We start from the raw sequence: 23078 nt of genomic DNA, 5'->3' as shown, positions 1-23078 counted from the left end.
GGCAGCAAAACCAAGACTCGCCATCAGGCCGTTCACTCCTTGAACTGGAGGACAGAAGAGGTCAACTGCCGACGATCTTCGGGATCGTAGTGGTGTTGGTCACCTTGACCAGGTAGGTGGCTTTGAGGGTGGGCTTGGTGGCTGTGGTGAAGAGCGCACCGCAGTTGACCGGATTAATTACCGAAAGTTCCCCAGGCAACGGGGTCACCGCAAGGGCGCCAGTGCTGTTGGTGTACTTCACGGACATCTTTCCGATGACAGTGAACTTCATACTCCCGCCAGTCCAGTTCAAGGTGACGTTGTTTATATACCCGTCAGTGACACCCGTCACTGGATCATACGACTTCGCCCAGATCTTCCAACCACCCACATGAACCAAGCTGAATGGACCCAGCGGACTGGTGCAAGTGGGCCCCCAGGTGCCCGCCGTGAAAGTCCCGATCTGCGCCGGGTTGCCCGTGGCGCCGATAAACGACCCCGTAACCGTCGCGCTGGTACAGGTGAGCTGGAAGGCGCCGAGAGTCCAGACGACGTTGCCCGAGTTGGTCATCTTCACGGGCAATGGGGTCGGGGAAGTCGGAGTGACCTTCCAGGTCGTCGCCGGGAACGGGGCCGCGCTCGCCGGCGCCGCCAGCGTAAGAGCCGCAGCACCAGCCGCGAACACCGTCACCACCCGCTTGACACCGGCAGTAAAACCAAGACTCGCCATGAGCGCGTTCACTCCTTGAACTTGGGGTGGAAGAGGTCAACTGCCGACGATCTTGGGGATCGTTGTGGTGCCGGTCACCTTGGTCAGGTAAGTGCCCTTGAGGATGGGCTTGGTGGCGGTAGTGATAACGCTGCCGCAGCCGACCGGGGCCGGACTGGCGGCCACCGAGAGTTCACCTGCCAACGAGTTGACCGCGAGGGCACCGGTGTTGTTGGTGTACTTCACGGACATCTTGCCCAGGATGGTGAACTTGCAGCTCCCCCATGTCTCATTCCATTTGACGTCACCTACGTAGCCAGCCGTCACCCCGGTTGCAGGATCGTACGTCTGAGCCCATATTTTCCAAGTGCCAATGTGCACTTTGGAACTTGGACCCAGCGGGGTAGTACAGGTAGGGCCCCACGTGCTCGACGTGAGGGTCCCGATCTGCGCCGGGTTGCCCGCGGCGTTGATAACCGATCCCGTGGTCGTCGCGCTGGTACAGGTGAGCTGGATCCCGCCGGAAGTCCAGACAACGTTGCCCGAGTTGACCATCTTCACGGGCAGCGGGGTCGGCGAACTCGGAGTGACCTTCCAGGTCGTCGCCGCGAACGGGGCCGCACTCGCCGGCGCCGCCAGCGCAAGAGCCGCAGCACCAGCCGCGAACACCGTCGCCACCCGCTCGGCGGTGGCAGCGAACCTGGGACTGGACATTAAGCCTTTCACCCCTTGGGTCTGAGGGTAAAACCGTTCGAACCGGGCGTTCTTTCTCTCAAGACTCCGCAAGATGCAGACTTGACTTGAGCAGCGAAAGGAGAAAAAACCTTCAATGCCCGACGATTTCGACAGGTCCATTGACCTTATATTTCCCCTTCCAAACAATGCGTGGGGATTTCGAAAACTCTTCGGAACATTCGCCCTCGTAATTAAATACGGCAAGGCGTGAATTCGGATCAATTTCCCCACCCGTCGAATCCAAGGTCAAAATTCCGGTCGAGTTATCATAAGTGGCAGGAATAGTTCCATTCGCCCAGTAAGTGCAGGATTCATAATTCATAGGAATTTGCGCATCCGACCGCAAATAACCTGTCAGGATTCCAGCTGCACTATCATATTTAGAGGCCCGGAACCTCCAAGGGGTACCATCGCTCTTAATGACATGCGAACCCATCGGTCCGACACATGGAGACCCCGATTTTCCGAACTTGTCGGAGTGGACCCGTCCAATGTCGCCAGGAGCTCCCTCGGCGCTGGACGCCGATCCATCCAGACTCGCAGTCGGACAGGTCCATGCGCTCCCCTCAACCCCGTACTCGACCGGGCCGATGTTGCGCATTGAAAGGCTTGCAGCATTCGGCGTCACCGTCCATTCCGTGAATGGCTGCGGGATCTTCCATGGCTCAGTCCCACAGAATGCAGGGTCAGGGGATTCCTGCTCCAGACAGAGCAGACCTTGACTCGCCTTCACGCGATTCCCAGGTCCAGAAACCAACGCCGTGAAGAGATCATTATATTCTCCATCCTTGCCACATCCGATAAAGGGAGGTATCGTAATTTCACCGGAAAGCATTCCGCCACCATTTAGGGTGTATCCGAAATCCCCTACGGCGAATCCGGAGACTCTAGCGCGAGCCTGCCCCCCGGGACCCGGATTGGCATTTCGCGAGTACGCCGGCCCTGAAGTCCGACATCCAGGACCAATATTTATTGGAGTCCCGTTCACTGAAGCAGCAGAAGTCCGGATGATGAACGGCACATCAATATCGGCAGCCCCCGACGAATTGCTGAAATCAAGAGGAAATCTAAGTTTTGTCGTTAGCGAGCTCTCGCCAACTTGCTCCAACTGCACAGTCGCAGTAACAGGCGCAAATCCAAAGGCAAGGAAACTTGCCTGCGTGGGAGCCGTCCGCAACTTCCCTTTATGCTCAAACCACGTAATCCCTTCCGACGCGATAATTAGATTTGCTTCACAGTCGCTCATGTCGAGGTCTGCATCGCATCCTTCTGGTACGAATGGGAAGTCGATCTTCGGTGGATAATCAATTTGAACACATGAAAGAGGAAGGAGGGCAGCCCCTTTCAGCTTTTGAACATTCGCATAGCCGACAACATAGGATGTGGCCAACAAGAATGTTGGATCAGCCGCACGCTCCGGAATTCTGCTTTGCGTATATCGACAGGGCGGTATATCTGCATCATCGCCCGTGCGCATGGGAGAGCCAATCGGAGCAGACTCATGGTCGATCTTTGAATTTTTCGAAGGGTGCCGTGTTTTGAAATCATCACTCGGAGTGACTTCCGGATCCGAATCTTCCCCTACCAAGAGAGTGGCCAGTATCAATTCGACATCCGGCATGCAATCAATACCAATCGGATCAGTCAACTGCGCCTGCATGGCAGATGCGATTTCCACTCGCAACGCTGCTGCGTACAACGTCAATTTGCCCGCTGCGCCCGGGGTTGCGGTCGGAACTGCTCCAACAGCCTTAAGGGTCATCGCTCCCGCAGTCGGCAGGGAAGCGACCTCGGCTTCTCCGTCCCACTGGGCCTCTGCCTCGTCCGCGCCCTGCCTGAAGTCAACCGTCAGATGGGTTTTCGCCGCTATGCTCGTCACTCCACGTCCGCGGAAGTCCGCTGCGATTCCCTCTCCCAACTCCACCTCTGTGGTCACCTCAGTAGGCTGGATTTGCTCTCCTGGCTTCACCCGGGCTGGCAGTTCCGCACGTATTCGTACCGGCACGGAGCGCTCCCCCATCGGGAACTGGCAGCGGTACAGCATCTCGACATCCACCTGCTGAGCGGCATCAGCAGGAGCCGCGCCAGCGCCCGGTGTCGTGGCAGCGAGCACCACGAACGCAGCAGCAACCGACAAGCGCGCGCTACCGCGCAGCGGACGACGGATACCTGTACGACGGCCAACCATCAGGGGATTCACTCCTCGGGTGCTGAAGCGGGGCCCCGCCCGCCCGGCATCACTGCCGAACGGGCGGGGCTAGTGCAGTCGTGCGGTTGCGCTGAACTCTTGGAGCTTCCTACCTTCAGCTACCGACGATCTTGGGGATCGTGGTGGTGTTGGTCACCTTGACCAGGTAGGTGCCCTTGAAGGTGGGCTTCGTGGCAGTGGTGATGACTGCGCCACAGCCCACCGGCGCCGGGCTTGCCGCCACGGAGAGCTCGCCGGCCAGCGAGTTCACCGCGAGGGCGCCGGTGCTGTTGGTGTACTTGCCGGACGCCTTGCCGATGACCGTGAACTTGCAGGCACCGGCGGTCACGTTGGCGGTGATGGTGTTGAGATAGCCCGCCGTCGTGCCGGAGCCGACTGCGGGGTCGTAGGTGGACCCCCAGAGCTTCCAGCCGCCCACGTGCACGACGCTCACCGGGCCCAGCGGGCTGGTGCAGGTGGGACCCCACGTGCTCGTGGTGATGGTCCCGAGCTGGCCCGGGTTGCCGGTGGTGCTGGCGATCGTGCCCGTGGCCGTCGCGGCGGTGCAGGTGAGCTGGATACTGCCGGCCGTGAGGACGACATTGCCCGTGTTGATGCCCTTCACGGGCAGCGGGCTCGGGCTGGCCGGGGTGACCGTCCACGTCGCCGCCGGGAACGGCGTCGCGCTCGCCGGGGTGGCGAACACGAGCGCCGCGGCGCCCACACCAGCGGTTACTGCTGCCTTCTTGATGATTGACTTCATTACGCCGTCCACATCCCTTTCGGTAGGACTTTCTGGTTGCGTACGCGCCGGGCAGGTGCCTGTGCGCACATCGGCATGGGAACTCCGCGAAGGGAGCGGATCACTCCCCACCCAGTGGATGAGGCCGCGCACCCTCGCATCATTTCCTGAAGTTCAACACGGAAGTTACGAGCCAGTAATGCGACTGCGCAAGCTATCGGACAAAAGAATCAGGATGATTTTTTCGGGACGCCATTCCCTTACCGAGAAGCGATAAAAGCCGTCCTGTCGGTTTACCAAGAAGTGCACATCTCCTCGCGGACGCCGTCCATCCGCCCTCCTCTCGATCACAAGCGGCCCCACGTCCCCCGGTGAGGGGCCGGTGTGACTGCGGCGCTTCGGGCACGTGCACCACCCTGCCTCCTGAACCTCCCCGGGTCCCCCACCCCGTCGAAGGTCTATCGCCCGTTCCCAACTCCGCCCGCCGGTCTGTCACTCAGTGCGCAATTCCCTTACCGACGCTGCCCGTCGGCCGTTCCACGGCGCATGATGATCCGCGACCCCGGTCCCCGCGGAGCCGCCGCGAACCAGCGCCCGGTGCGGCCGGGGAGCCGCCGGCGCAGCACGTCCACCCGCACCCCGACGACCCCACGGCTCAGGCCGCGCGAGGAGAGCCCATGCCAGGAGCCGGTCCCCCTTCGGAGCCGCAGCCCCAGCCGCAGCCCGCACCGCAGCCCGACACCGACACCGATGCCGATCCCGACCCGGGCCCCGCGGCCGGCATCGACCCCGACCTGTTCCCTACGCAGTCCCTCGCCGCCATCGTCCGGCCCGAGCTGCCCACGCTCATCGACGAGATCTTCGAGGAGATCATCCGCGCCGTCCCCGAGTACGCCGTCCTCGTCGAGGGTCCCTTCGGCCGTATGCTCCGCACCGGTGTCGAGCGCAACCTCGACTCCTTCGCCGATCAGGTCGCCGATCCGGGGCGCAGCACCGACGAGCATGACGAGTTGTTTCGGCGCATGGGCCGCTTCGAAGCCCTGGAGGGGCGCGACTTCGAGGTGCTGCGCACCGCGGTGCGGGTGGGGGTGCGGGTGTGCCTGCGCCGGGCCCGCATCGCCACCGAGCGCTACGGAATCCCCTCCGAAACGGTCGCGCTCTTCGCCGACCTCCTTTTCTCCCACATCGAGAGGATGGAGGCGCTCTGCCGGCAGGGGTACCAGACCGCCGCGTCCGAGCCGGATTCGAGATCAGAGATGCAGCGCTCCCAACTGGTGAGGCTGCTGGCCGATTCCGACGCCTCCATCGACCACCCCTCGGTGGCCGAGATAGCCGAGGCCGCGCGCTGGCCGCTGCCCGCGCTCGTCACGCCGGTGGCGCTGACGGACGGAGGGGTACCGGACCCCGCCGCGCTGGACGACGACATCCTGCTGGAGACCGGCGTGGAGCAGCCCCTGCTGCTGGTCCCGGGGCGTCCCGACGACGTCCGGTTGGCTCGGCTGCGTACCGCGCTGGCCGGTGCTCCGGCGGCCGTCGGGCTCACGGTGGTGCCCGGCGGCTGCGCCGACTCCCTGCGCTGGGCGCGGCAGCTGCTGGCGGTGGCGGCCAGCGGCGCGCTCGCGGGCGACGGCGAAGGCGGCGGCCCGTCCCCGGCGGCCCCCGACGGGCTGCTGCGCTGCGAGGAGCATCTGACGACCCTCTTCGTCCTCTCCGACCCCGAACTGGCCGAGCAGCTCGCCCGCAGGGAGCTGGCGCCGCTCGACGAACTGCCCGGGCGGCGCGAGCAGCCGCTGCGCGAGACCCTGAACGCGTGGTTCAGGACGCGGGGTACGGCGCAGGAGATCGCCGACTTGCTCGATGTCCACCAGTACACGGTGTACTACCGGCTGCGGAGCCTGCGCAGCCTCTTCGGCGGCCAACTGGACGACCGGGACCGGCGCTTCGCCATCGAGGTGGCACTGCACGCGGCCGAGTTGCTGGAGGGGAAGTCGGCCGATCCGGCGGCGGACGGGGGCGAGGTGCCGGGGGTGGCCACGTAAGGACCGCGGCCCGCGCCGGTGCCGTACCGGGACTTCCCGGCTCCACGGGGCCGCACGGCAGGGGGGTAATGGGCGGTTCGTTACCGTCTGGCAACTGATTGTGTGCACGCCTAGTGCCAACTGACAAGAAATATCCTAGCGTTGTAAAAGCAACATGTACTCCACGTCACAACTCGTGACAGCTGTCCGATCAATCGGAATATCAACTTCCGTTTATCGGAGGCACCAGCACCGACCAGTGCACCAGCCCGTTGCCCTCTCGCAAGCGTCCGCAACGACCGCCGCCACCCCCCACCGGCCGGTACGGACGCACTATCCGTCCAGGGAGACACCCATGTCGTCAGCCGCCCGGGGAGCAAGGCAGACGAGCCCGCCCGAACTGCCCGCCGAGTTCGCCACCGTGATACGACCCGAACTCCCCCGGCTCTTCCGGGAGATCACCGACCAGATCCGGCGCGACCTGCCCGAGTACGCCCACGCCCAGGGCACCCCCTACGACCGGACCTTACGGCAGAGCGTGGAGCGCTCACTCGACGGCTTCGCCCAGCGCGTGGCCTCCCCCCAGGCCAAGGGCGACGCCCATGCCCGGGTCCACTACCGGCTCGGCCGCCTGGAGGCGCTCCAGGGGCGCCCGCTGGACTCCCTGCAGACCGCGTACCGCATCGGCGGACGTGTCGCCTGGCACCGGGCCCTGGAGGTGGGCGCCGAGCGCCGTATCGACCCGCAGCTGATGGTGGTCCTCGCCGACGCCCTCTTCGCCTACGTCGACGAACTCGCCACCCACGCCCGCGCCGGCTATCTGGAGGCCCTGGCGCGCAACTCCGAGGAGATGCGCAGCGCCCGGCGCCGGCTGCTGCGACTGGTGGTCGCCGAGGCGCCCGTCGCCATGGACGCGATCACCGAGCTGGCCCGCCAGGTCCACTGGACGGTCCCCGAGCTGTTCACCTCGATCGCGCTGCGGCCCGGCGCCGCGATACGCGCGCCCGAGCTGGACGAGGACGTCCTCCTGGACACCGAGGCCCCCGAGCCCCACGCCCTGTTCCCCGGCCCGCTGAGCGCCGAGCGCCGAGCGATGCTCACCCGGGCACTGGGCGCCACTCCGGCCGCGGTGGGGCCGGCCGTGGTCCTGCACCGCTCGGCGCACTCCCTGCGCTGGGCCCGCCAGGCGCTGCGCCTGGCGGAGGTGGGCGTGATCCGCTCCGGACCGCTGGTCCTGTGCGACGACCACCTCCTCACGCTCTGGCTCATGAGCGACCCCCCGCTGGCGGAGCAGATCGCCGCCCGCGAGCTGTCCCCGCTCACGGCGCTCGCCCCCAGCCGCTGCGAACGCCTGACGGAGACGCTGCGGGTGTGGCTGACCTCGCGCGGGACGGCGGCCGAGATGGCGGAGGAGCTGACGGTCCACCCCCAGACGGTGCGCTACCGGCTGCGGGCCATCGAGCAGGTCTACGGCAAGCGGATCAACGACACCCGGGTGAGGTTCGCCCTGGAGGCGGCCCTGCGCTGCCTGCACCTGCGCCGGCACGCGAACCTGAGAACGGTCAGACCCGAGCCGCTGCCGTACGGGGACGTGTAGGGGACAGGGGCGGCCGAGGCCGCCCCTCGCACGACGCGGGAGGTGGGCATACCAACGCCGACCCCACCCCCCTCTCCCACTGTCCGGCCCTGTGCCGGCTCCTCGTCCGAGCCGGGAACACCACCTCATAGTGAGCTGACTCACTTCACCGAAGCGAAGTATGGTGTCCCCGCACATACGCCTGTCACCTGCGGGTTTCTACGGTGTGGCAACACGTAAACGTCCCCCGTACCCCCCGCTCGGAAGTGGTGACCATGGCCGCCTCGGCAACCGCTCCAACTCCCCCCAGTTCCCTCAAGCGCATCGTCGCGGCGAGCCTCATCGGCACCACCATCGAGTGGTACGACTTCTTCCTCTACGGCGCCGCCGCCGCGCTGGTCTTCCCCAAGCTCTTCTTCCCGGACTCCGACCCGCTCGTCGGCACCCTGCTCTCCTTCCTCACCTACGCCGTCGGCTTCGCCGCCCGGCCCATCGGCGCGCTGGTCTTCGGCCACTACGGCGACCGCCTCGGACGCAAGAAGCTGCTCGTCCTGAGCCTGCTGCTGATGGGCGGCGCCACCTTCGCCATCGGCCTGCTGCCCACCCACGCCGCCATCGGCGCCGGAGCCCCGCTGCTGCTCACCGCCCTGCGCCTCGTCCAGGGCTTCGCCCTGGGCGGCGAGTGGGGCGGCGCGGTGCTGCTCGTCTCCGAGCACGGCGACGCCAAACGGCGCGGCTTCTGGGCCTCCTGGCCCCAGACCGGCGCCCCCGCCGGACAGCTCCTCGCCACCGGCGTCCTCTCCGCGATGACCGCGCTGCTCAGCGACGACGCCTTCCTCTCCTGGGGCTGGCGCATCCCCTTCCTGCTCTCCGGCGTACTGGTCCTGGTCGGCATGTGGATCCGCCTGTCCGTCGACGAGTCGCCGGTGTTCAAGGCCGCGCTGGCGCAGGCCAGGACCCGTGAGGTGCAGGACGCGGTGGAGAAGACGCCGCTGCTGGCCGTACTGCGCCACCACTGGCGCGACGTGCTCATCGCGATGGGCGCGCGGATGGCGGAGAACATCTCCTACTACGTCATCACCGCGTTCATCCTGGTGTACGCCGTGAACAAGACCGCGCTGGACAAGCAGACCGCGCTCAACGCGGTGCTCATCGCCTCCGCGGTCCACCTCGCGGTGATCCCGATGTGGGGCGCGCTCTCCGACCGCATCGGGCGCCGGCCGGTGTACCTGATCGGTGCGCTGGGTGTGGGTGCCTGGGCGTTCCCGTTCTTCTGGCTGGTCGACACCAGGAGCTTCGGGATGCTGCTGCTCGCGGTGGCGGTGGGCCTGGTCTTCCACGGTGCGATGTACGGGCCGCAGGCCGCCTTCTTCTCGGAGCTGTTCGCGACCCGGATGCGCTACTCCGGCGCCTCGATGGGCGCGCAGTTCGCCTCCGTCCTGGCCGGGGCGCCCGCCCCGCTGATCGCGACGGCGCTGCTGGACGAGACCGGCACCTCGACGCTGATCTCGGTCTACCTGCTGGTGGCGGTGGCGCTGACCCTGGTGGCGATCCTCGCGGCCCGCGAGACCCGCGAGAGCGACCTGTCGACGGTGGGCGCGCCGGAGCCGGCGGACGAGCGGCCGCGGCCGGTCGCCGCGGCGAACTGACGCCGGGTAGGTACGGACGCAGGGGGCAGCCCCGCCGATCGATCGGCGGGGCTGCCCCTTGTGCGGGCCTCGTCCTCCTCGTGGTGCGTTGCACGGTGCGCGGCAGGCGGTTCGCTCGGCGCGGCAGGCGGCGCGCTCAGCGCGCCAACCGGTGCAGCCGCAGCGCCAGTTGGATCTCCAGGGCGCGGGTGGGGTGCTGCCAGTCGGGGCCCAGCAGGCGGCCGATGCGCTCCAGGCGCTGGGCGACGGTGTTCACGTGCACCATCAGCTCGTCCTTGGTGCGCGCCGGGCTCATGCCCGCGGCGAAGTACGCCTCCAGGGTGCGCACCAGCTCCGTGCCGCGGCGCCGGTCGTAGTCCACCACGCCGCCGATCGTGCGCGCGACGAAGCCCTCGACGTCGCGGGTGCCCGCCAGCAGCAGGCCGACGAAGCCGAAGTCCTCCGCCGCCGCGCCCTGGCCCTCGCGGCCGAGCACCTTCAGCACCTCGACGCAGCGCCGCGCCTCCGGGTACGCCTCCGCCACCGCGACGGGGTGCGCGGCCGGCGCCGTCACCGGCTCGGAGGCGCCGACGGTGACCCCGCCCCGTACGGCCGCCCCGAGCAGCCTGGCGGTCTGCGCGGCCGCGGCGGAGGGGGTCTCCCCCGCCTCCAGCGGCAGCAGCAGCACCGCCCCGCCGTCGCGGGCGGCGGCCAGGCCCCGGCGGGTGGTGGCCAGGTGCGCGGCGGCGGCCAGCAGGCGCTGGCGGCCGGCCGGCTGGTCGCGTTCGGCAAGGGTGTCGGCCGCGGCGGCCAGCACCACGTGGACGGCGTCCAGGTCGGCGTCCACCCGGGCGGCGCGCTCGCGCAGCAGCCGGGGTTCGCGGGCGGGGGCGTCGAGGAGGTCGTCGAGCAGTTCGCCGCGTACCCGCTGCTCGGCCTCGCCGGCGGTGCGCCGGGCCAGGAGCAGCAGGGAGGTCACCATGCCGGCGCGCTCCAGGGTGCGCTGGTCGACGGGGTCGAGCGGGCCGGCGGCGGGGGGCCCGTGCAGGATGAGGGCGCCCAGCAGTTCGCCGCCGGCGGCCACCGGGGTCACCCAGCCGTCGGCGCGCCCGCGGGAGGAGGTCGCGGTGTCGGTGACGTCGGTGGTGAACTCGACCTTCCCGCCGAGGACTTCGGTCAGCGCGGCGGCGACGTCGTGCACGCCGCCGCCGTGCACGACCAGTTCGGTGAGCCGGTCGTGGACCTCGGCGGCGCGCTCGATGGTCGCGTTGGCGGACTCGAGTTCCGCCACCGCCGCGCGGGTCTCCTCGATCAGGTGGGCGGTCTCGATGGCGGTGGCGGCGTGGGCGGCGAAGGTGGCCAGCAGTCCGATCTGCTCGCGCTCGAAGACGCGGGGGCGGCGGTCGGCGGCGAAGAGCACGCCGATGACCTCGCCGTCCAGCGAGAGCGGCACGCCCAGGATGGCGGCCAGCCCCTCGTCGCCCACCGCGGAGTCGATGGTGCGGGTGTGCAGGAAGCGGGGGTCGGTGGCGTAGTTCTCGGTGACGTACGGGCGCGCGGTCTGCGCCACCAGGCCGCCGAGCCCCTCCCCCATGCCCAGGCGCAGCTGCTGGAAGGCCGCCGAGACGGAGCCCTCGGTGACGCGCATGTAGGTGTCGCCGGCGGCGGGGTCGTTGAGGCTGAGGTACGCCACGTCCGTGCCCAGCAGGGCGCGGGCGCGCTGGACGATCGCGCGCAGCACCGCGTCGAGGTCGCGCAGGCCGGCGAGGTCGTGGGCGGTGGCGTTGAGCGCGGACAGCTCCGCCTCGCGGCGCCGGCGCTTCTCCAGCTCCGCCCGTACGCCCAGGGCCAGCTCCCGGCCGCGCTCCAGGGCGGCGAGGAGGTCGGGCGCCGCGCCGGCGGCCCGCGCGCGCAGCACCGGCTGCTCGAACTCGCCGGCGGGGGCGCCGCGGGCGAGGAGTTCGAGGTAGGGGCTCTCCGGGGACTGCGCGGGCACGGGCTGGGGCTCCGGTAGGGACGGGGACATGGGTACAGGACTATCGCGCGGGGAAGGGGCGGCGCCAGTCAGTGGGCGCTCCAGCCGCCGTCCATCACCAGGGACGTACCGGTCACGAAGGACGACTGGGGCGCGCACAGGTACGCCACCGCCGCGGCGACCTCCGCCGGCTCGATCAGCCGCTTGAGCGCGGAGTCGGCGAGCATGATCTCGGTGACGACCCGCTCGGCGGGGATGCCGTGGGCGGCGGCCTGGCCCTCGATCTGCTTCTCCACCAGGGGGGTGCGGACGTAGCCGGGGCAGACGCAGTTGGAGGTGACGCCGTGCGCGGCGCCCTCCAGCGCGGTGACCTTCGACAGCCCCTCCAGTCCGTGCTTGGCGGCGACGTAGGCGGACTTGTACGCGGAGGCGCGCAGCCCGTGGACGGAGGAGATGTTGACGATACGGCCCCAGCCGCGGGCGTACATGTGCGGCAGCGCGCCGCGTACGAGGCGGAAGGGCGCCTCCAGCATGACGGTGAGGACCGTGCGGAAGACCTCGGGCGGGAAGTCCTCGATGGGGCTGACGAGTTGCAGGCCCGCGTTGTTGACCAGCACGTCGGTGCCGGCGGCGAGGCGTTCGGCGGCGTCGAGGTCGGTGAGGTCCAGCGGGTGGGCCTCGACGGTGCCGGGCAGCCCGGCGGCGGCCTCGCGCAGCTCGGCCAGGCCGCCCGCGTCCAGGTCGACGCCGCGGACCGTCGCCCCGGCGGCGGCGAGGCGCAGCGCGCAGGCGCGGCCGATGCCCCCCGCGGCGCCGGTGACGAGCGCGGTGCGCCCGGCCAGGTCGAGGGCGGAGTCGCCGAAGGGGGCGGGCGGTTGCGGGGCGGTGGAGGGGGTATGCGCCATGACGGCAGGCTAGGCAGCGGGCCGCGCCCGGGGGATGTGGGCCGGGCACACATTCACCGGCACTCCTCTGGAGCGTCGCCCCATGCCCTGCGGGAGGACCGCGGCGCGTCGCGGGCTCCGCCGCCCCCGGGCCGGTCCTACGCCTCGAACTCCCCCGCCGGTTCGAACCACGCCGGGCCCTCCCCCCGCGCCTGCTCGATCCGCCGCAGGGTGGCCTCGTCCAGCTTCGGCAGCGCGTCCGGCGCGAACCAGCCCACGGCCAGGGACTCGTCGTCGTTCACCCGCGCCTCGCCGCCGACGGGGCGGCAGCGGAAGGTGATGTCCATGAACTGGCACCGGTCGCCGTTGGGATACTCCAGCTCCGGCATCCCCTGCACCGACACCACCCGCTCGGGGACGACGCGCACCCCGGTCTCCTCCAGTACCTCGCGGGCCGCTGTCAGCGCGGGCTGCTCGCCGGGCTCGGCGATGCCGCCGACCAGGGCCCAGCGGCCGGTGTCCACGCGCTGTCCGAGCAGGACGCGTCCGGCGCCGTCGAGGACCACGGCGGTGACGCCGGGAAGGAAGAGCAGGCTCCGGCCGACACCGGCGTCGCGCAGCTCGCGTATGTATTCGGGAGTCGCCATGCGTCCCAGCGTACGCAACGGCGCTCACCGGTGATCGCCGGTGATCGCCGGTGATCGCCTTGGTGATCCGCTGTCAGTCGCCGGTGGAGAAGGGCCGCAGCCGCTCGCGGATCGCCTGCACGGCGCTTCGGGCGTCGTCCACCGTGACCGTGAAGTAGTGGCCGTCGTCCAGGCGCAGCCGCAGTCCCTCCCCGCGGCGCACGACCACGCAGGTGCCCCGCTCGGGGCGCCAGCGGTAGCCCCAGCCGCCCCAGTGCCGGGGGGTGATCTCCGCGACGAACTCCACGTCGGCGACCTGCTCCAGCGGGATGCGGCGGCGCGGCACGCCGAGATGGCCGCAGCGCACCTCCAGCGCGGTGTCGTCGACGCGTACCGCGACGTGCACGAAGGCCAGTGTGCCGAAGAGGACCAGCAGTCCGGCCGCGATGCAGCCGACGGCGGACATCACCAGGGGGAGGAGCCCCGAGGTCCAGGGGGATTCGACGGCCAGCTCGATACCGAGCGCCATGCAGGCTCCGCCGGCGGCCGCGAGCAGCCACTGCACACGGTTGGTGGCCCGTCCGGTCCAGGTCTCGGCACGGGCGGGGACGGCGGTGTCGCCGGGGGGATGCACCCTCATGGGGGCAGCCTACGCCCGCCGCGCCGCCTGGGCGCAGAAGTGCGGCAGCCGTACGAACGGGGGCGTCAGCCCGGCAGGCAGGCGGCGGCGAGCGAGCGGCCCTCGACGTAGGCGAGTGCCTCCTCGGGCAGGTGCGCCGGGCGGCCACTGTGGATCACCGTGAGGCCGCCGGTGTGCTGCGCACCGGGGTCGGGGGCCAGGCCGATGCGCCGCAGCGCCTGCGCGGCGACCGCGTCGGCGGAGCCGTGGAAGGCGATCGGGGGGGCGCCGGCGGGCTGGACGGCCGCGCGGATCTGCCCGGCGACGAGTTCGTAGTGCGTACAGCCGAGGACCAGGGCCCGTACGTCGGACGGCGTACGGGCCGCCGCGGCGGACACCGCCGCCCGTACGGCCGCCTCGTCGGCGTGCTCCACCGCCTCGGCCAGTCCGGGGCAGGGCACCTCGGTGACCTGCGCGCCGCCGGCGAACTCCGCGATGAGGCCGCGCTGGTAGGCGCTGCCCGTGGTGGCGGGGGTGGCCCAGACCGCGACCGGTCCGCCGGCCGCCGCGGCGGGCTTGATCGCCGGCACGGTGCCGATCACGGGGACGGCGGGCTCCAGTTCCGCGCGCAGGGCGTCCAGGGCGTGCACGGTGGCGGTGTTGCAGGCGACGATCAGCGCGTCGGGGCGGTGCGCGACGGTGGCGCGGGCGCAGGCGAGGGCGTGGGCGCTGAGGTCGGCGGGGGTGCGCGGGCCCCAGGGCATCCCGTCGGGGTCGCCGGAGAGGACCAGGTGCGCGTCGGGCCGGGCCCGGCGCACGGCCGCCGCCGCGGCGAGCAGCCCGATCCCGGAGTCCACCAGGGCGATCGTGGGGGCGGGGGCGCGCCCGTCGTTCGTGGGCGCGGCCTGCCGGCCTGTCTGCTGGGAGGTCTGCTGGGCGTTCGTCGGCACGCGGTCACTTTAGATGATCGCGCGCGCGGGCCCGGTAGCTGCGGGACACTGCGGCGGTGACCGACACGCACTGGCTCACCTGGACCGCGCTCGCCTCGCTGGCCGCCTGGCTGTGGCTGCTGCTCGGGCAGGGCCGCTTCTGGCGCACCGACGTGCGGCTGCCGCGCCACGCGCCGCCGGAGCGCTGGCCGGCGGTCGCGGTGGTCGTACCGGCGCGGGACGAGGCGGACGTACTGCCGCTGAGCCTGCCCTCGCTGCTGGCGCAGGACTACCCGGGCGAGGTGCGCGTCTTCCTGATCGACGACGGGAGCAGCGACGGCACCGCCGAGGTGGCGCGGGAGCTGTCCGAGCGGCACGGCGGGCCGGAGCTGACGGTGGCCTCGCCCGGGGAGCCGGAGGAGGGCTGGACGGGGAAGCTGTGGGCGGTGCGCCACGGGGTCGCGCTGGCGCGGGAGCGGATGGACGCCGAGTACCTGCTGCTGACGGACGCCGACATCGCCCATGTCCCGGGCAGCCTGCGCGCGTTGGTCGGCGCGGCGCGCGGCGGCGGCTACGACCTGGTCTCGCAGATGGCGCGGCTGCGGGTGGCGACGGGCTGGGAGCGGCTGATCGTCCCGGCGTTCGTGTACTTCTTCAGCCAGCTCTACCCCTTCCGCTGGGTCAACCGGCCCGGCGCCCGCACCGCTGCCGCGGCCGGCGGCTGCGTCCTGCTGCGCACCGGGGCCGCGGTCCGCTCGCGCATCCCGGAGTCGATCCGCCACGCGGTGATCGACGACGTGTCCCTGGCCCGCGCGGTCAAGCGCGACGGCGGGCGGATCTGGCTGGGGCTGGCGACGGGCGTGGACAGCGTGCGCCCGTACCCGCGGCTGGCGGAGCTGTGGCGGATGGTCGCGCGCAGCGCCTACGCGCAGCTGCTGCACAGCCCGCTGCTGCTGGCCGGGACGGTGCTGGGGCTGCTGCTGGTGTACGTGGCGCCGCCGCTCGCGGTCCTCGCGGGCCTGCTCGGCGGCCCGCTCCCGGCACTGGCGGCGGGGGGCGCGGCGTGGGCGCTGATGACGCTGAGCTTCCTGCCGATGCTGCGCTACTACGGGCTCGCGCCCTGGGACGCGCTGCTGCTGCCCTTCACGGCCGTGCTCTACCTCCTGATGACACTGGACTCCGCACGCCAGCACTACCGGGGGCGAGGCGCGGCCTGGAAGGGCCGCACCTACGCCTGATCCGGATCGCGCTACTTACGTCCCGGGGTCCACTGCAATCCCCAGCCGTATGCCTGGTCGATGGTGCCGTTGGGGCCCATGCCGTTGGGCACGATCAGGTAGCGGGACTCGCGCTGGACCATCAACTCGCTGCCGGTGTTGGTGATAAGCGCCAGTGCGCAGACCCGGGAGGGGACGGTGCACTCGTCGAGGGAGAAGTCGACGGGGGCGCCGTTCTGCGGCTGCAGGGTGACCGTGGCGTGCAGGCCGGCGAAGCTGTCGGCGCCCTCGTAGATGGTGACGTAGATGAGGATGCGCCGGAAGTACTGGCGGTGGTCGAGGTTGATGGTCAGGTTCTCGCCGCTGGCCACCGCGCCCGTGCGGTCGTCGCCGTCGAGGTGGATGAACGGCGGCGTCTGCAGCGAGCCGAAGGAGTTGCCCAGGGCCTGGACGATGCCCTTGCTGCCGTCGGACAGCTCGTAGAGGGCGCACAGGTCGAGGTCGACACCGGCGGCGCGGGCGCGGGCCCGCTTGGCGCCCCAGCCCGAACCGGCGGCGGACGCCTGCCAGTTGAGGTTGACGCGCATCGCGCCGGCGACGCCGCCCTGCTTGGTGAGGGAGACGGAGGGCGCGCTCTTGGTGAGGGTGACCCGGGTGGGCCCGGCGGGCGCGGGCGGCGCCGGCGGCGGGGTGGGCGGCGTGTACGGCTGCGCCGGGGGGACGTACGGCGGCGGGGTGGGCGCGGCCTGCGGCTGCCACGACGGCGCGGGAGCCGGCGGCGGCGTCGGCGCGGACGGCGGCTGCCACGACGGCGTAGGAGCCGGCGGCGGGGTCGGCGTGACCAGTGTCGGCGGCGGGGTGGTGCGCTGCGGCGGCAGGACGGGGGCGGCCGGGGCGGGCGGCGCCGCCTGCGGCTCGTCGACCGTGATGCCGAAGTCCGTGGCCAGGCCCTCCAGCCCGCTGCCGTAGCCCTGGCCGACCGCGCGGAACTTCCACGCGCCCTGGCGGCGGTACAACTCACCGAGGATGAACGCCTTCTCCACTCCGGCGTCGGCTACCTCGTAGCGCATCAGCTCCGCGCCACCGGCCGCCTCCAGCACCCGGATCCGCAGCCCCGGCACCCGCCCGAAGTCGCCGCCGTCCGTCGAGGCGCAGAGGATGACGCGCTCGACACCGGGCTCCACCCGGCCCAACTCGACGGCGATCACGTCCGTGCTCTCCCCGCCGGCCGGGCGCTTGCCCTCGTGGCGGACGGCGCCGGAGGCGTGGGACGCCTGGTTGTAGAAGACGAAGTCGCGGTCGTCGCGGACGCGGCCGTCGGTCAGCAGCAGCGCGGAGGCGTCCACGTCCGGCACTCCCGGGCCGGTCCGCCAGCCCAGCTCCACCCGCACCGACGGTGCGGTGACCGCCGCGTTCTCCCCTTTGCGCATGGACATGCGCCCCTCCCCTTCACAGCCTGTAAGAACCCCTGACCACCACGGTATTCCCCACCGCGCCCCTCCGCCGCAAGATCACGGTGTTTACCTGATCTCAACCTGACAGAAGGTCCGTTTTCCGGAGATTCCTTCGGATTGATGACGGGCGGTCACTCCGAACCCGTAAAACAACCCTCTTATCGGTCTCCCCAATGAGCACACGGTGGGCTTAACTTAGGGTGCATGACCTCCCCCCGCACGTATGGCGGCGGCTACTACGCGCCATCCTTCCCGGACACCCCGATCTACGACTCCCTGGTCGCGGAGCGGGGCACCCCTCAGATCGCTCCGATCCGGGTCCAGAGTTACGACGCGGGCGGCGGGCTGCCCGCGCTCCCGGCGGCGCGCCCCGCGCTGCCGTCCGCCCCGTCCATGCCGCAGCAGGGCTACCAGTCCGGCTACCAGCCGGCGTACCAGCCCGCCGCGCAGTCCATGCCGCAGTCCGCCATGCCGCAGGGGGGCTATCCGGCGGCTCCGCAGCCGCCCGCGCCGCAGCAGTTCGTCCCGCAGCAGCAGCCGGCCGGCTCGCGCTACGCGCCGCAGCCGCAGCAGTCCCGGCTCGCTCTGGGCCCCGGCGGCGGCTCTGCTCCGAGCACGGTCACCACGGGCTACGAGGCGATGCGGCCGGTGCAGCCGCGCCCGGCCGCCGTCCCGCAGCAGCCCCAACCGCAGTACCAGCAGCCCCAGCCCTACCCCCAGCACCAGCAGCAGCCCCCGCAGCAGCACACCGACCCCTACGGCCGCCCCTACCAGCAGCAGCCGTACGGCGGACGCGGCTATTGAGAGCTTCCCCGTCCTCCCCCGTCGCAGACGCTACGGTGTAGCACCGACCGCCGACCGCTGAGCGACGAGGGCAGAGCGCGACCATGGCACAGGGCTCCGTACAGGTGACGCACACGAGCAGTTCGCGGTGGCGTCGCCGCACCGGGGAGTACGAGACGCTGAGCGAGGCCCTGTCGGCCGCGGCCGACGGCGACGTGCTCGCCATCGCCCCCGGCACGTACCGGGAGAACCTGGTCGTACAGCGCCAGGTGACGCTGCGCGGGGACGCGGCGCTGGGCTCGGTGCGGGTGGCGCCCCCCGACGGGGTGGCGCTGACGGTCCGCGGCGACGCGGTCATCGAGGGGCTGCAGCTGGAGGGGCAGGACAGCTCGGCCCCGGCGCTGCTGGTGGAGGAGGGCGCGCCGCGGTTCTCCGACGTACGGGTGGTGACGAACTCCGCGGCCGGGATCGAGGTGCGCTCGGGCGCCGCCCCGGTGCTGCTGCGCTGCACGGTGGACAACCCCGGGGGGACGGGCATCAGTTTCAGCGGCGGCGCCACGGGGCGGGCCGAGGAGTGCGAGGTGCTGGCCGCCGGCCAGAGCGGCATCACGGTGCGCGGCGGGGCGCATCCGCGCCTGGAGCGCTGCCGGGTCCACCACACCGTCGGCGCGGGCCTGTCGGTCACCGGCGAGGGCAGCGGGGTCGACGCGCTGGGCTGCGAGTTCTACGAGATCAAGGGCACCGGCGTGCAGGTGACCTCGCGGGGGACGGGGGTGCTCGCCGACTGCACGGTGCACCGCACCACGGCCGACGGGATCACCCTGGACACCGACGCCGAACTGACCCTGGACGGCTGCGAGATCCACGACATCCCGGAGAACGCCGTTGACCTGCGCTCGCGTTCGCAGCTCACCCTGGGCCGCACCACGGTGCGCCGCTTCGGCCGCAACGGCCTGTCGGTCTGGGACCCGGGCACCCGCGTGGTGGCCGACCAGTGCGAACTGCACGACAGCACCGGCGACTACCCGGCGGTGTGGGTGAGCGACGGGGCGCAGGCAGTGCTGGAGTCGTGCCGGGTGCACGACGTGCCCGACGCCCTGTTCGTACTGGACCGCGGCTCGCGGGCGGAGGTCACGGCCAGCGACATCTCGCAGGTGCGCAACACGGCGGTCTCGGTGAGCGACGGCGGTGCGGTGGAGCTGGCCGACTGCCGAATCCGCGAGGCCGCGACGGGCGCCTGGTTCCGCGACCACGGCAGCGGCGGCCGGCTCGACAACTGCACCGTCGACGCGGTGCAGACCGGCGTCATCGTCACCAAGGGCGCCGACCCCACGGTGGAGAACTGCACGATCACCTCTCCCGCCGAGGCGGGGGTGTACGTCTCGGCGCAGGGGCGCGGCACCTTCACCGACTGCCGGGTGACGGAGAGTTCGGGCTACGGCTTCCACGTCATCGACGGCTGCCGCAGCACCCTCACGCGCTGCCGCACCGAGCGCTGTACGCGCGGCGGTTTCGAGTTCGACCGCTCGGAGGGCGCGGGGAGCGCGGGCGGTCCGGTGTTCTCGGAGTGCACGAGCGACGAGAGCGCGGAGGCCGTCACGGCCGTGCCCGCGGCCCGCGGCGGCGAGGACCGGGCGCGGCTGCCCGCCCAGCAGACGGACACCGCCGCGGTCCCGGCGACCGCCGCGGCCACGGAGGTGCCGCACGTGCGCCCCTCCCAGGAGGTGCTGGGCGAACTCGACCTGCTGGTGGGCCTGGAGAGCGTCAAGCGCGAGGTCCGCACCCTCACCGACATGATCCGGGTGGGCCGCCAGCGCGAGGCCGCCGGCCTCAAGGCCGCCTCCGCGCGCCGCCATCTGGTCTTCACCGGCTCACCCGGTACGGGCAAGACGACGGTGGCCCGGCTCTACGGCGAGATCCTGGCCTCGCTGGGCGTGCTGGGCAGCGGCCACATGGTGGAGGTCTCCCGGGTGGACCTGGTCGGGGAGCACATCGGCTCGACCGCGATCCGTACCCAGGAGGTCTTCGACCGGGCGCGCGGCGGGGTGCTGTTCATCGACGAGGCGTACGCGCTGGCGCCGGAGGACGCCGGGCGCGACTTCGGCCGGGAGGCCATCGACACGCTGGTGAAGCTGATGGAGGACCACCGCGACGAGGTGGTGGTCATCGTCGCCGGCTACACCAGCGAGATGGAGCGCTTCCTCACCACCAACCCCGGGGTGGCGTCCCGTTTCTCCCGGACCATCACCTTCGGCGACTACTCGCCCGAGGAGCTGCTGCGGATCGTGGAGCAGCAGGCCGGCGAGCACGAGTACACGCTCGCCAAGCCCACCCGCAAGGCGCTGCTGCGGCACTTCGCGGCGCTGCCCAAGGGCCCGGCGTTCGGCAACGGGCGCACCGCCCGCCAGACCTTCGAGTCGATGGTCGAGCGCCATGCCGGGCGGGTGGCGCAGGTCGCCTCCCCCAGTACGGACGAGCTCACGCTCCTACATCCGGAGGACCTGCCGGTGCTTTCGTGACGGCCGGGACCGCCGGCCCGTGCGGGGCGGGGCCGGCGGCCAACCGCTGGAGCAGGGCGCGGCGTTGCTCCCTGAAGGCGGGGTCGGCCTGGTAGTCGGAGTGGCCGAGGATCGGTGCGGGCAGCGGGTGGCGGTCGGTGCGTCCGTAGGCCAGGGGGTCCTGGAGCGGGGGGTGGTCCACGGTCGGGGGCTCGGGGGGCCGGGGTGACCGGCCGGAGCGGTCCGGGCCGGGCCGGGGGAGGACGGGGCCGCCGATGGGGTCGGTGCGCCGCCAGAGGTTGGTCCAGGTCCCCGCGTCCTTCCCGCCCAACGCCTCGCGCAGGGCGGTGAGTTGCGCGGTGCCGAAGTACGTGGGGAACCAGCGCCCGTAGAGCCGGTGCAGCGGGGAGCCGTAGGTGAGCAGCGCGACGCGGCGCCGGTGGGCGGGGGGGAGCTGCCAGACGGCCGCCGCGGCCAGCACGCTGCCCTGGGAGTGGCCGGAGACGACGAGCCGGCCGCGCGGGTGGGTCCTGATCCAGCTGCTGATGCGCCAGGTCAGGTCGGGGACGGCGCGCTCGGCGTAGCAGGGCGGGGCGAAGGGGTGCGCGGCGCGCGGCCAGAAGGTGCCGACGTCCCAGAGGATGCCGACGCTGCGCCGCGCGGCGGGGTCCTTGTACGCGCGCCGGCCCAGCGTCAGCAGCAGCACGAAGGCGGCGCCCATCAGCCAGGAGCCCAGCGCCTGGCCCAACCGGGCCAGCGTGGGCAGCGGTTCGGGCATCCCCTGGGCCGCCGCGCCGGGCACCTCGCCGCTCATCCAGGCCCCGGCGACGGCGCCGGCGCCCACCAGCAGCACGATCAGCGCGGCGGTGCCCAGGGCGGTGGGGCCGACGTCGGTGAGCCGGGCGCGGGAGACGGCGCCGGCGATGCTGCGGGCGCGGGGGTCGCCGGGGCGGGGCGGGTTGGCGGAGTCCTCACCGGCGTACCAGCGCAGGACGTCGGCCTGGAGGCGGCGGCTCTCGCGCCGCGAGCGCAGGGCGGCCAGCGCGGCGACGGCCAGCACGGCGAGGAGCACCAGGGGGATCATCGTGGCCTGCCAGCTCAGCTCCACCGGCGGCCCGGCGAGCGCGCCCTGGCCGGGGGTGGCGCCCCGGTCGAGCCAGTCGGCGAGGCGCTGGATGAGGCCGCCGGACAGGACGCCGGCCAGCGCGCACGCCAGCAGCGCCACCGTCGGACCGGCCAGCCCCTTGAGCGCGGGCGCCTCCCCGCCGCCACTGCGGCGGGCGGCGCCGCGCTGCAGCCACCAGGCGGTCAGCGCGAGGAGGGCGATCAATGCGCCCTGGACGACGGCCAGTACGCCGAAGAGGTGCGGGGTGGGCAGCGCGCCGCGGGTCGTCCAGCCGGGGCGCGGCCAGGCGGTGTGCAGGGCGGTGAGCGCGAGGAGGGCGAGGGCGGCGCCGGGCAGGAGGCGCACCGTCGGGGTGTCCTTCGCCGTGTCGGGTCGGCGCTCGCTGCGGCCCCGGCGGCAGAGCTCGGTGAGGACGGCCGCCCAGCAGGCCAGGTGGAGGGCGCCCAGCGCCCAGCCCAGGGCTCCCAGCGCACCGCCGGAGTGGGCGTGCGCGGCGGCGGCCCACAGCACGCCGGCCACCGTCAGCAGCCCGGCCGCCGTGTGCGCGGCGCGCAGTCCGGCGACGAGCCGGCGCCCGTACCAGAAGCCGGGCAGCGCGAGCATGGGCTGCTCCGCCGACTCCCGCGGGCCGGACGGCTGGGCGGACTGCGGGCCGGACTGCGGGCCGGACTGCGGGCCGGCTGCCTGGGGCGTGGGCGGCTCGGCGGACTCGTAGGCGCTCCAGGTGCGGTGCGAGAGCCACCACAGCAGCCCCGTCAGCAGCGCGGGGAGCGCGGCGCCGAGCAGCAGCCTGCTCCCGGGGCGCGCCCACCAGCCCTCCCCCGTCATGAAGGCGAGCCAGGACTTGTTCTGCACGCAGTGGGAACTGCCCGCGCACTGCCAGGCGATCAGGTCCATCGTCACCTCGCCGGCCGCCGCCACCAGCAGCACCGTGAGGCTGAGGGCGAGCAGCCGTACGAGGACGTCGTAGGCGCGCTGGCCGGGGTGGGCGGGGGCGGCGGCCGGGCGCGCCCAGTGGGCCAGGTTGGCGACCATGAACGGCAGCAGGACCAGCCACAGCGCGCGGGCGCCGTTGCCGGAGGTCAGGTTGGACCAGCAGTACGCCTCCGCCACCGGCTCCTCGACGGTGGAGGTCCGCTCCCCCTTCTCCTCCCCGCGGCGCCGGTGGATGCCCGCGGTGTCGTCGCCGGTGACGCGTACGGTGCGCGGGGCGTCGAGCATCCGCTCGGGCGTCGCCCCGCCGACGCCGTGCACCAGCAACTCCAGGGCGCACTGCGGCTCTTCGCTGTTCGGCTGCGCCGGTACGGTCTGCTGCTCGACTGTCATGCGCTCTCCTGCGGGTCTCGCCTACCAGCGTTGTGCCTGCGCCGGCAGGTGGCCGCCCGCGCGCGC

General features: G+C 71.6%; 18 protein-coding genes. 7 read left to right on the top strand and 11 right to left on the bottom strand.

Going from position 1 to position 23078, the window contains the following annotated elements; translation table 11 throughout:
- Nucleotides 1-61: 61 nt before the first annotated feature.
- Entirely contained in the window at nucleotides 62-709 is a 648-nt protein-coding gene (locus ACFQLX_RS05855) for a hypothetical protein (protein ID WP_386412720.1), read from the bottom strand.
- 36 nt (nucleotides 710-745) lie between these two features.
- Nucleotides 746-940, bottom strand: a complete 195-nt coding sequence (locus tag ACFQLX_RS05850) for a hypothetical protein (protein WP_386412717.1) — start codon at nucleotides 938-940, stop codon at nucleotides 746-748.
- A 172-nt stretch (nucleotides 941-1112) separates the two neighbouring features.
- Between ACFQLX_RS05850 and ACFQLX_RS05845 the strand changes: the two genes are divergently transcribed.
- The gene (locus tag ACFQLX_RS05845; RefSeq protein ID WP_386412715.1) at nucleotides 1113-1427 is read left to right on the top strand and encodes a hypothetical protein; all 315 of its coding nucleotides are present in this window, start codon (nucleotides 1113-1115) and stop codon (nucleotides 1425-1427) included.
- A gap of 87 nt (nucleotides 1428-1514) precedes the next feature.
- Here ACFQLX_RS05845 and ACFQLX_RS05840 read toward each other — a convergent pair whose 3' ends face one another.
- Nucleotides 1515-3623 carry a DUF6801 domain-containing protein gene (locus ACFQLX_RS05840; protein WP_386412712.1) on the bottom strand — a complete coding sequence of 703 codons (2109 nt, stop codon included), beginning with the start codon at nucleotides 3621-3623 and terminating at the stop codon, nucleotides 1515-1517.
- A 103-nt stretch (nucleotides 3624-3726) separates the two neighbouring features.
- Nucleotides 3727-4374 (bottom strand): hypothetical protein, encoded by a 648-nt coding sequence (locus ACFQLX_RS05835; RefSeq protein ID WP_386412709.1) that lies wholly within the window; start codon nucleotides 4372-4374, stop codon nucleotides 3727-3729.
- Nucleotides 4375-5030: 656 nt separating this feature from the next.
- On the opposite strand from ACFQLX_RS05835, the gene ACFQLX_RS05830 reads away from it, so the two are divergent.
- From ACFQLX_RS05830 to ACFQLX_RS05820, 3 genes are all read left to right on the top strand, one after another.
- A complete protein-coding gene (locus ACFQLX_RS05830; protein WP_386412706.1) occupies nucleotides 5031-6392 on the top strand; it encodes a PucR-like N-terminal domain-containing protein in 1362 nt (453 codons plus the stop codon).
- Between the two features lie 334 nt (nucleotides 6393-6726).
- Entirely contained in the window at nucleotides 6727-7968 is a 1242-nt protein-coding gene (locus ACFQLX_RS05825; RefSeq protein WP_386412703.1) for a PucR-like N-terminal domain-containing protein, read from the top strand.
- 254 nt (nucleotides 7969-8222) lie between these two features.
- Nucleotides 8223-9596, top strand: coding sequence for an MFS transporter (locus ACFQLX_RS05820; protein WP_386412701.1), 1374 nt, complete (start codon nucleotides 8223-8225; stop codon nucleotides 9594-9596).
- 136 nt (nucleotides 9597-9732) lie between these two features.
- Here ACFQLX_RS05820 and ACFQLX_RS05815 read toward each other — a convergent pair whose 3' ends face one another.
- The 5 genes from ACFQLX_RS05815 to ACFQLX_RS05795 form a co-directional block, all read right to left on the bottom strand.
- A complete protein-coding gene (locus ACFQLX_RS05815) occupies nucleotides 9733-11601 on the bottom strand; it encodes a helix-turn-helix domain-containing protein (protein WP_386412700.1) in 1869 nt (622 codons plus the stop codon).
- 38 nt (nucleotides 11602-11639) lie between these two features.
- Nucleotides 11640-12455, bottom strand: a complete 816-nt coding sequence (locus ACFQLX_RS05810) for a 3-hydroxybutyrate dehydrogenase (protein WP_386412698.1) — start codon at nucleotides 12453-12455, stop codon at nucleotides 11640-11642.
- Between the two features lie 137 nt (nucleotides 12456-12592).
- Entirely contained in the window at nucleotides 12593-13081 is a 489-nt protein-coding gene (locus tag ACFQLX_RS05805) for an NUDIX hydrolase (RefSeq protein WP_386412695.1), read from the bottom strand.
- Nucleotides 13082-13154: 73 nt separating this feature from the next.
- Nucleotides 13155-13700, bottom strand: coding sequence for a hypothetical protein (locus tag ACFQLX_RS05800; protein WP_386412692.1), 546 nt, complete (start codon nucleotides 13698-13700; stop codon nucleotides 13155-13157).
- 65 nt (nucleotides 13701-13765) lie between these two features.
- Nucleotides 13766-14545: a glutamate racemase gene (locus tag ACFQLX_RS05795; RefSeq protein ID WP_386412864.1), complete on the bottom strand. Its 780-nt coding sequence runs from the start codon at nucleotides 14543-14545 to the stop codon at nucleotides 13766-13768.
- A gap of 140 nt (nucleotides 14546-14685) precedes the next feature.
- Between ACFQLX_RS05795 and ACFQLX_RS05790 the strand changes: the two genes are divergently transcribed.
- The gene (locus ACFQLX_RS05790; RefSeq protein WP_386412690.1) at nucleotides 14686-15846 is read left to right on the top strand and encodes a glycosyltransferase; all 1161 of its coding nucleotides are present in this window, start codon (nucleotides 14686-14688) and stop codon (nucleotides 15844-15846) included.
- An 11-nt stretch (nucleotides 15847-15857) separates the two neighbouring features.
- On the opposite strand, the gene ACFQLX_RS05785 is transcribed toward ACFQLX_RS05790, so the two are convergent.
- The gene (locus ACFQLX_RS05785; protein ID WP_386412688.1) at nucleotides 15858-17261 is read right to left on the bottom strand and encodes a TerD family protein; all 1404 of its coding nucleotides are present in this window, start codon (nucleotides 17259-17261) and stop codon (nucleotides 15858-15860) included.
- Between the two features lie 222 nt (nucleotides 17262-17483).
- Between ACFQLX_RS05785 and ACFQLX_RS05780 the strand changes: the two genes are divergently transcribed.
- Together ACFQLX_RS05780 and ACFQLX_RS05775 are read left to right on the top strand one after the other, a co-directional pair.
- Nucleotides 17484-18083, top strand: coding sequence for a DUF6643 family protein (locus ACFQLX_RS05780; RefSeq protein WP_386412686.1), 600 nt, complete (start codon nucleotides 17484-17486; stop codon nucleotides 18081-18083).
- An 83-nt stretch (nucleotides 18084-18166) separates the two neighbouring features.
- Complete coding sequence (locus ACFQLX_RS05775; protein WP_386412684.1) at nucleotides 18167-20581, top strand: right-handed parallel beta-helix repeat-containing protein; 2415 nt, start codon at nucleotides 18167-18169, stop codon at nucleotides 20579-20581.
- On the opposite strand, the gene ACFQLX_RS05770 is transcribed toward ACFQLX_RS05775, so the two are convergent.
- Entirely contained in the window at nucleotides 20541-23012 is a 2472-nt protein-coding gene (locus ACFQLX_RS05770; protein WP_386412682.1) for a hypothetical protein, read from the bottom strand. The genes ACFQLX_RS05775 and ACFQLX_RS05770 overlap by 41 nt on opposite strands.
- Nucleotides 23013-23078 lie beyond the last annotated feature (66 nt).

This window comes from Streptomyces polyrhachis, from assembly GCF_042663125.1.
Lineage (GTDB): Bacteria > Actinomycetota > Actinomycetes > Streptomycetales > Streptomycetaceae > Streptomyces > Streptomyces polyrhachii.
The sequence above is the reverse complement of the archived record's forward strand: the minus strand, read 5'-3'. Positions and strand labels throughout refer to the sequence as shown.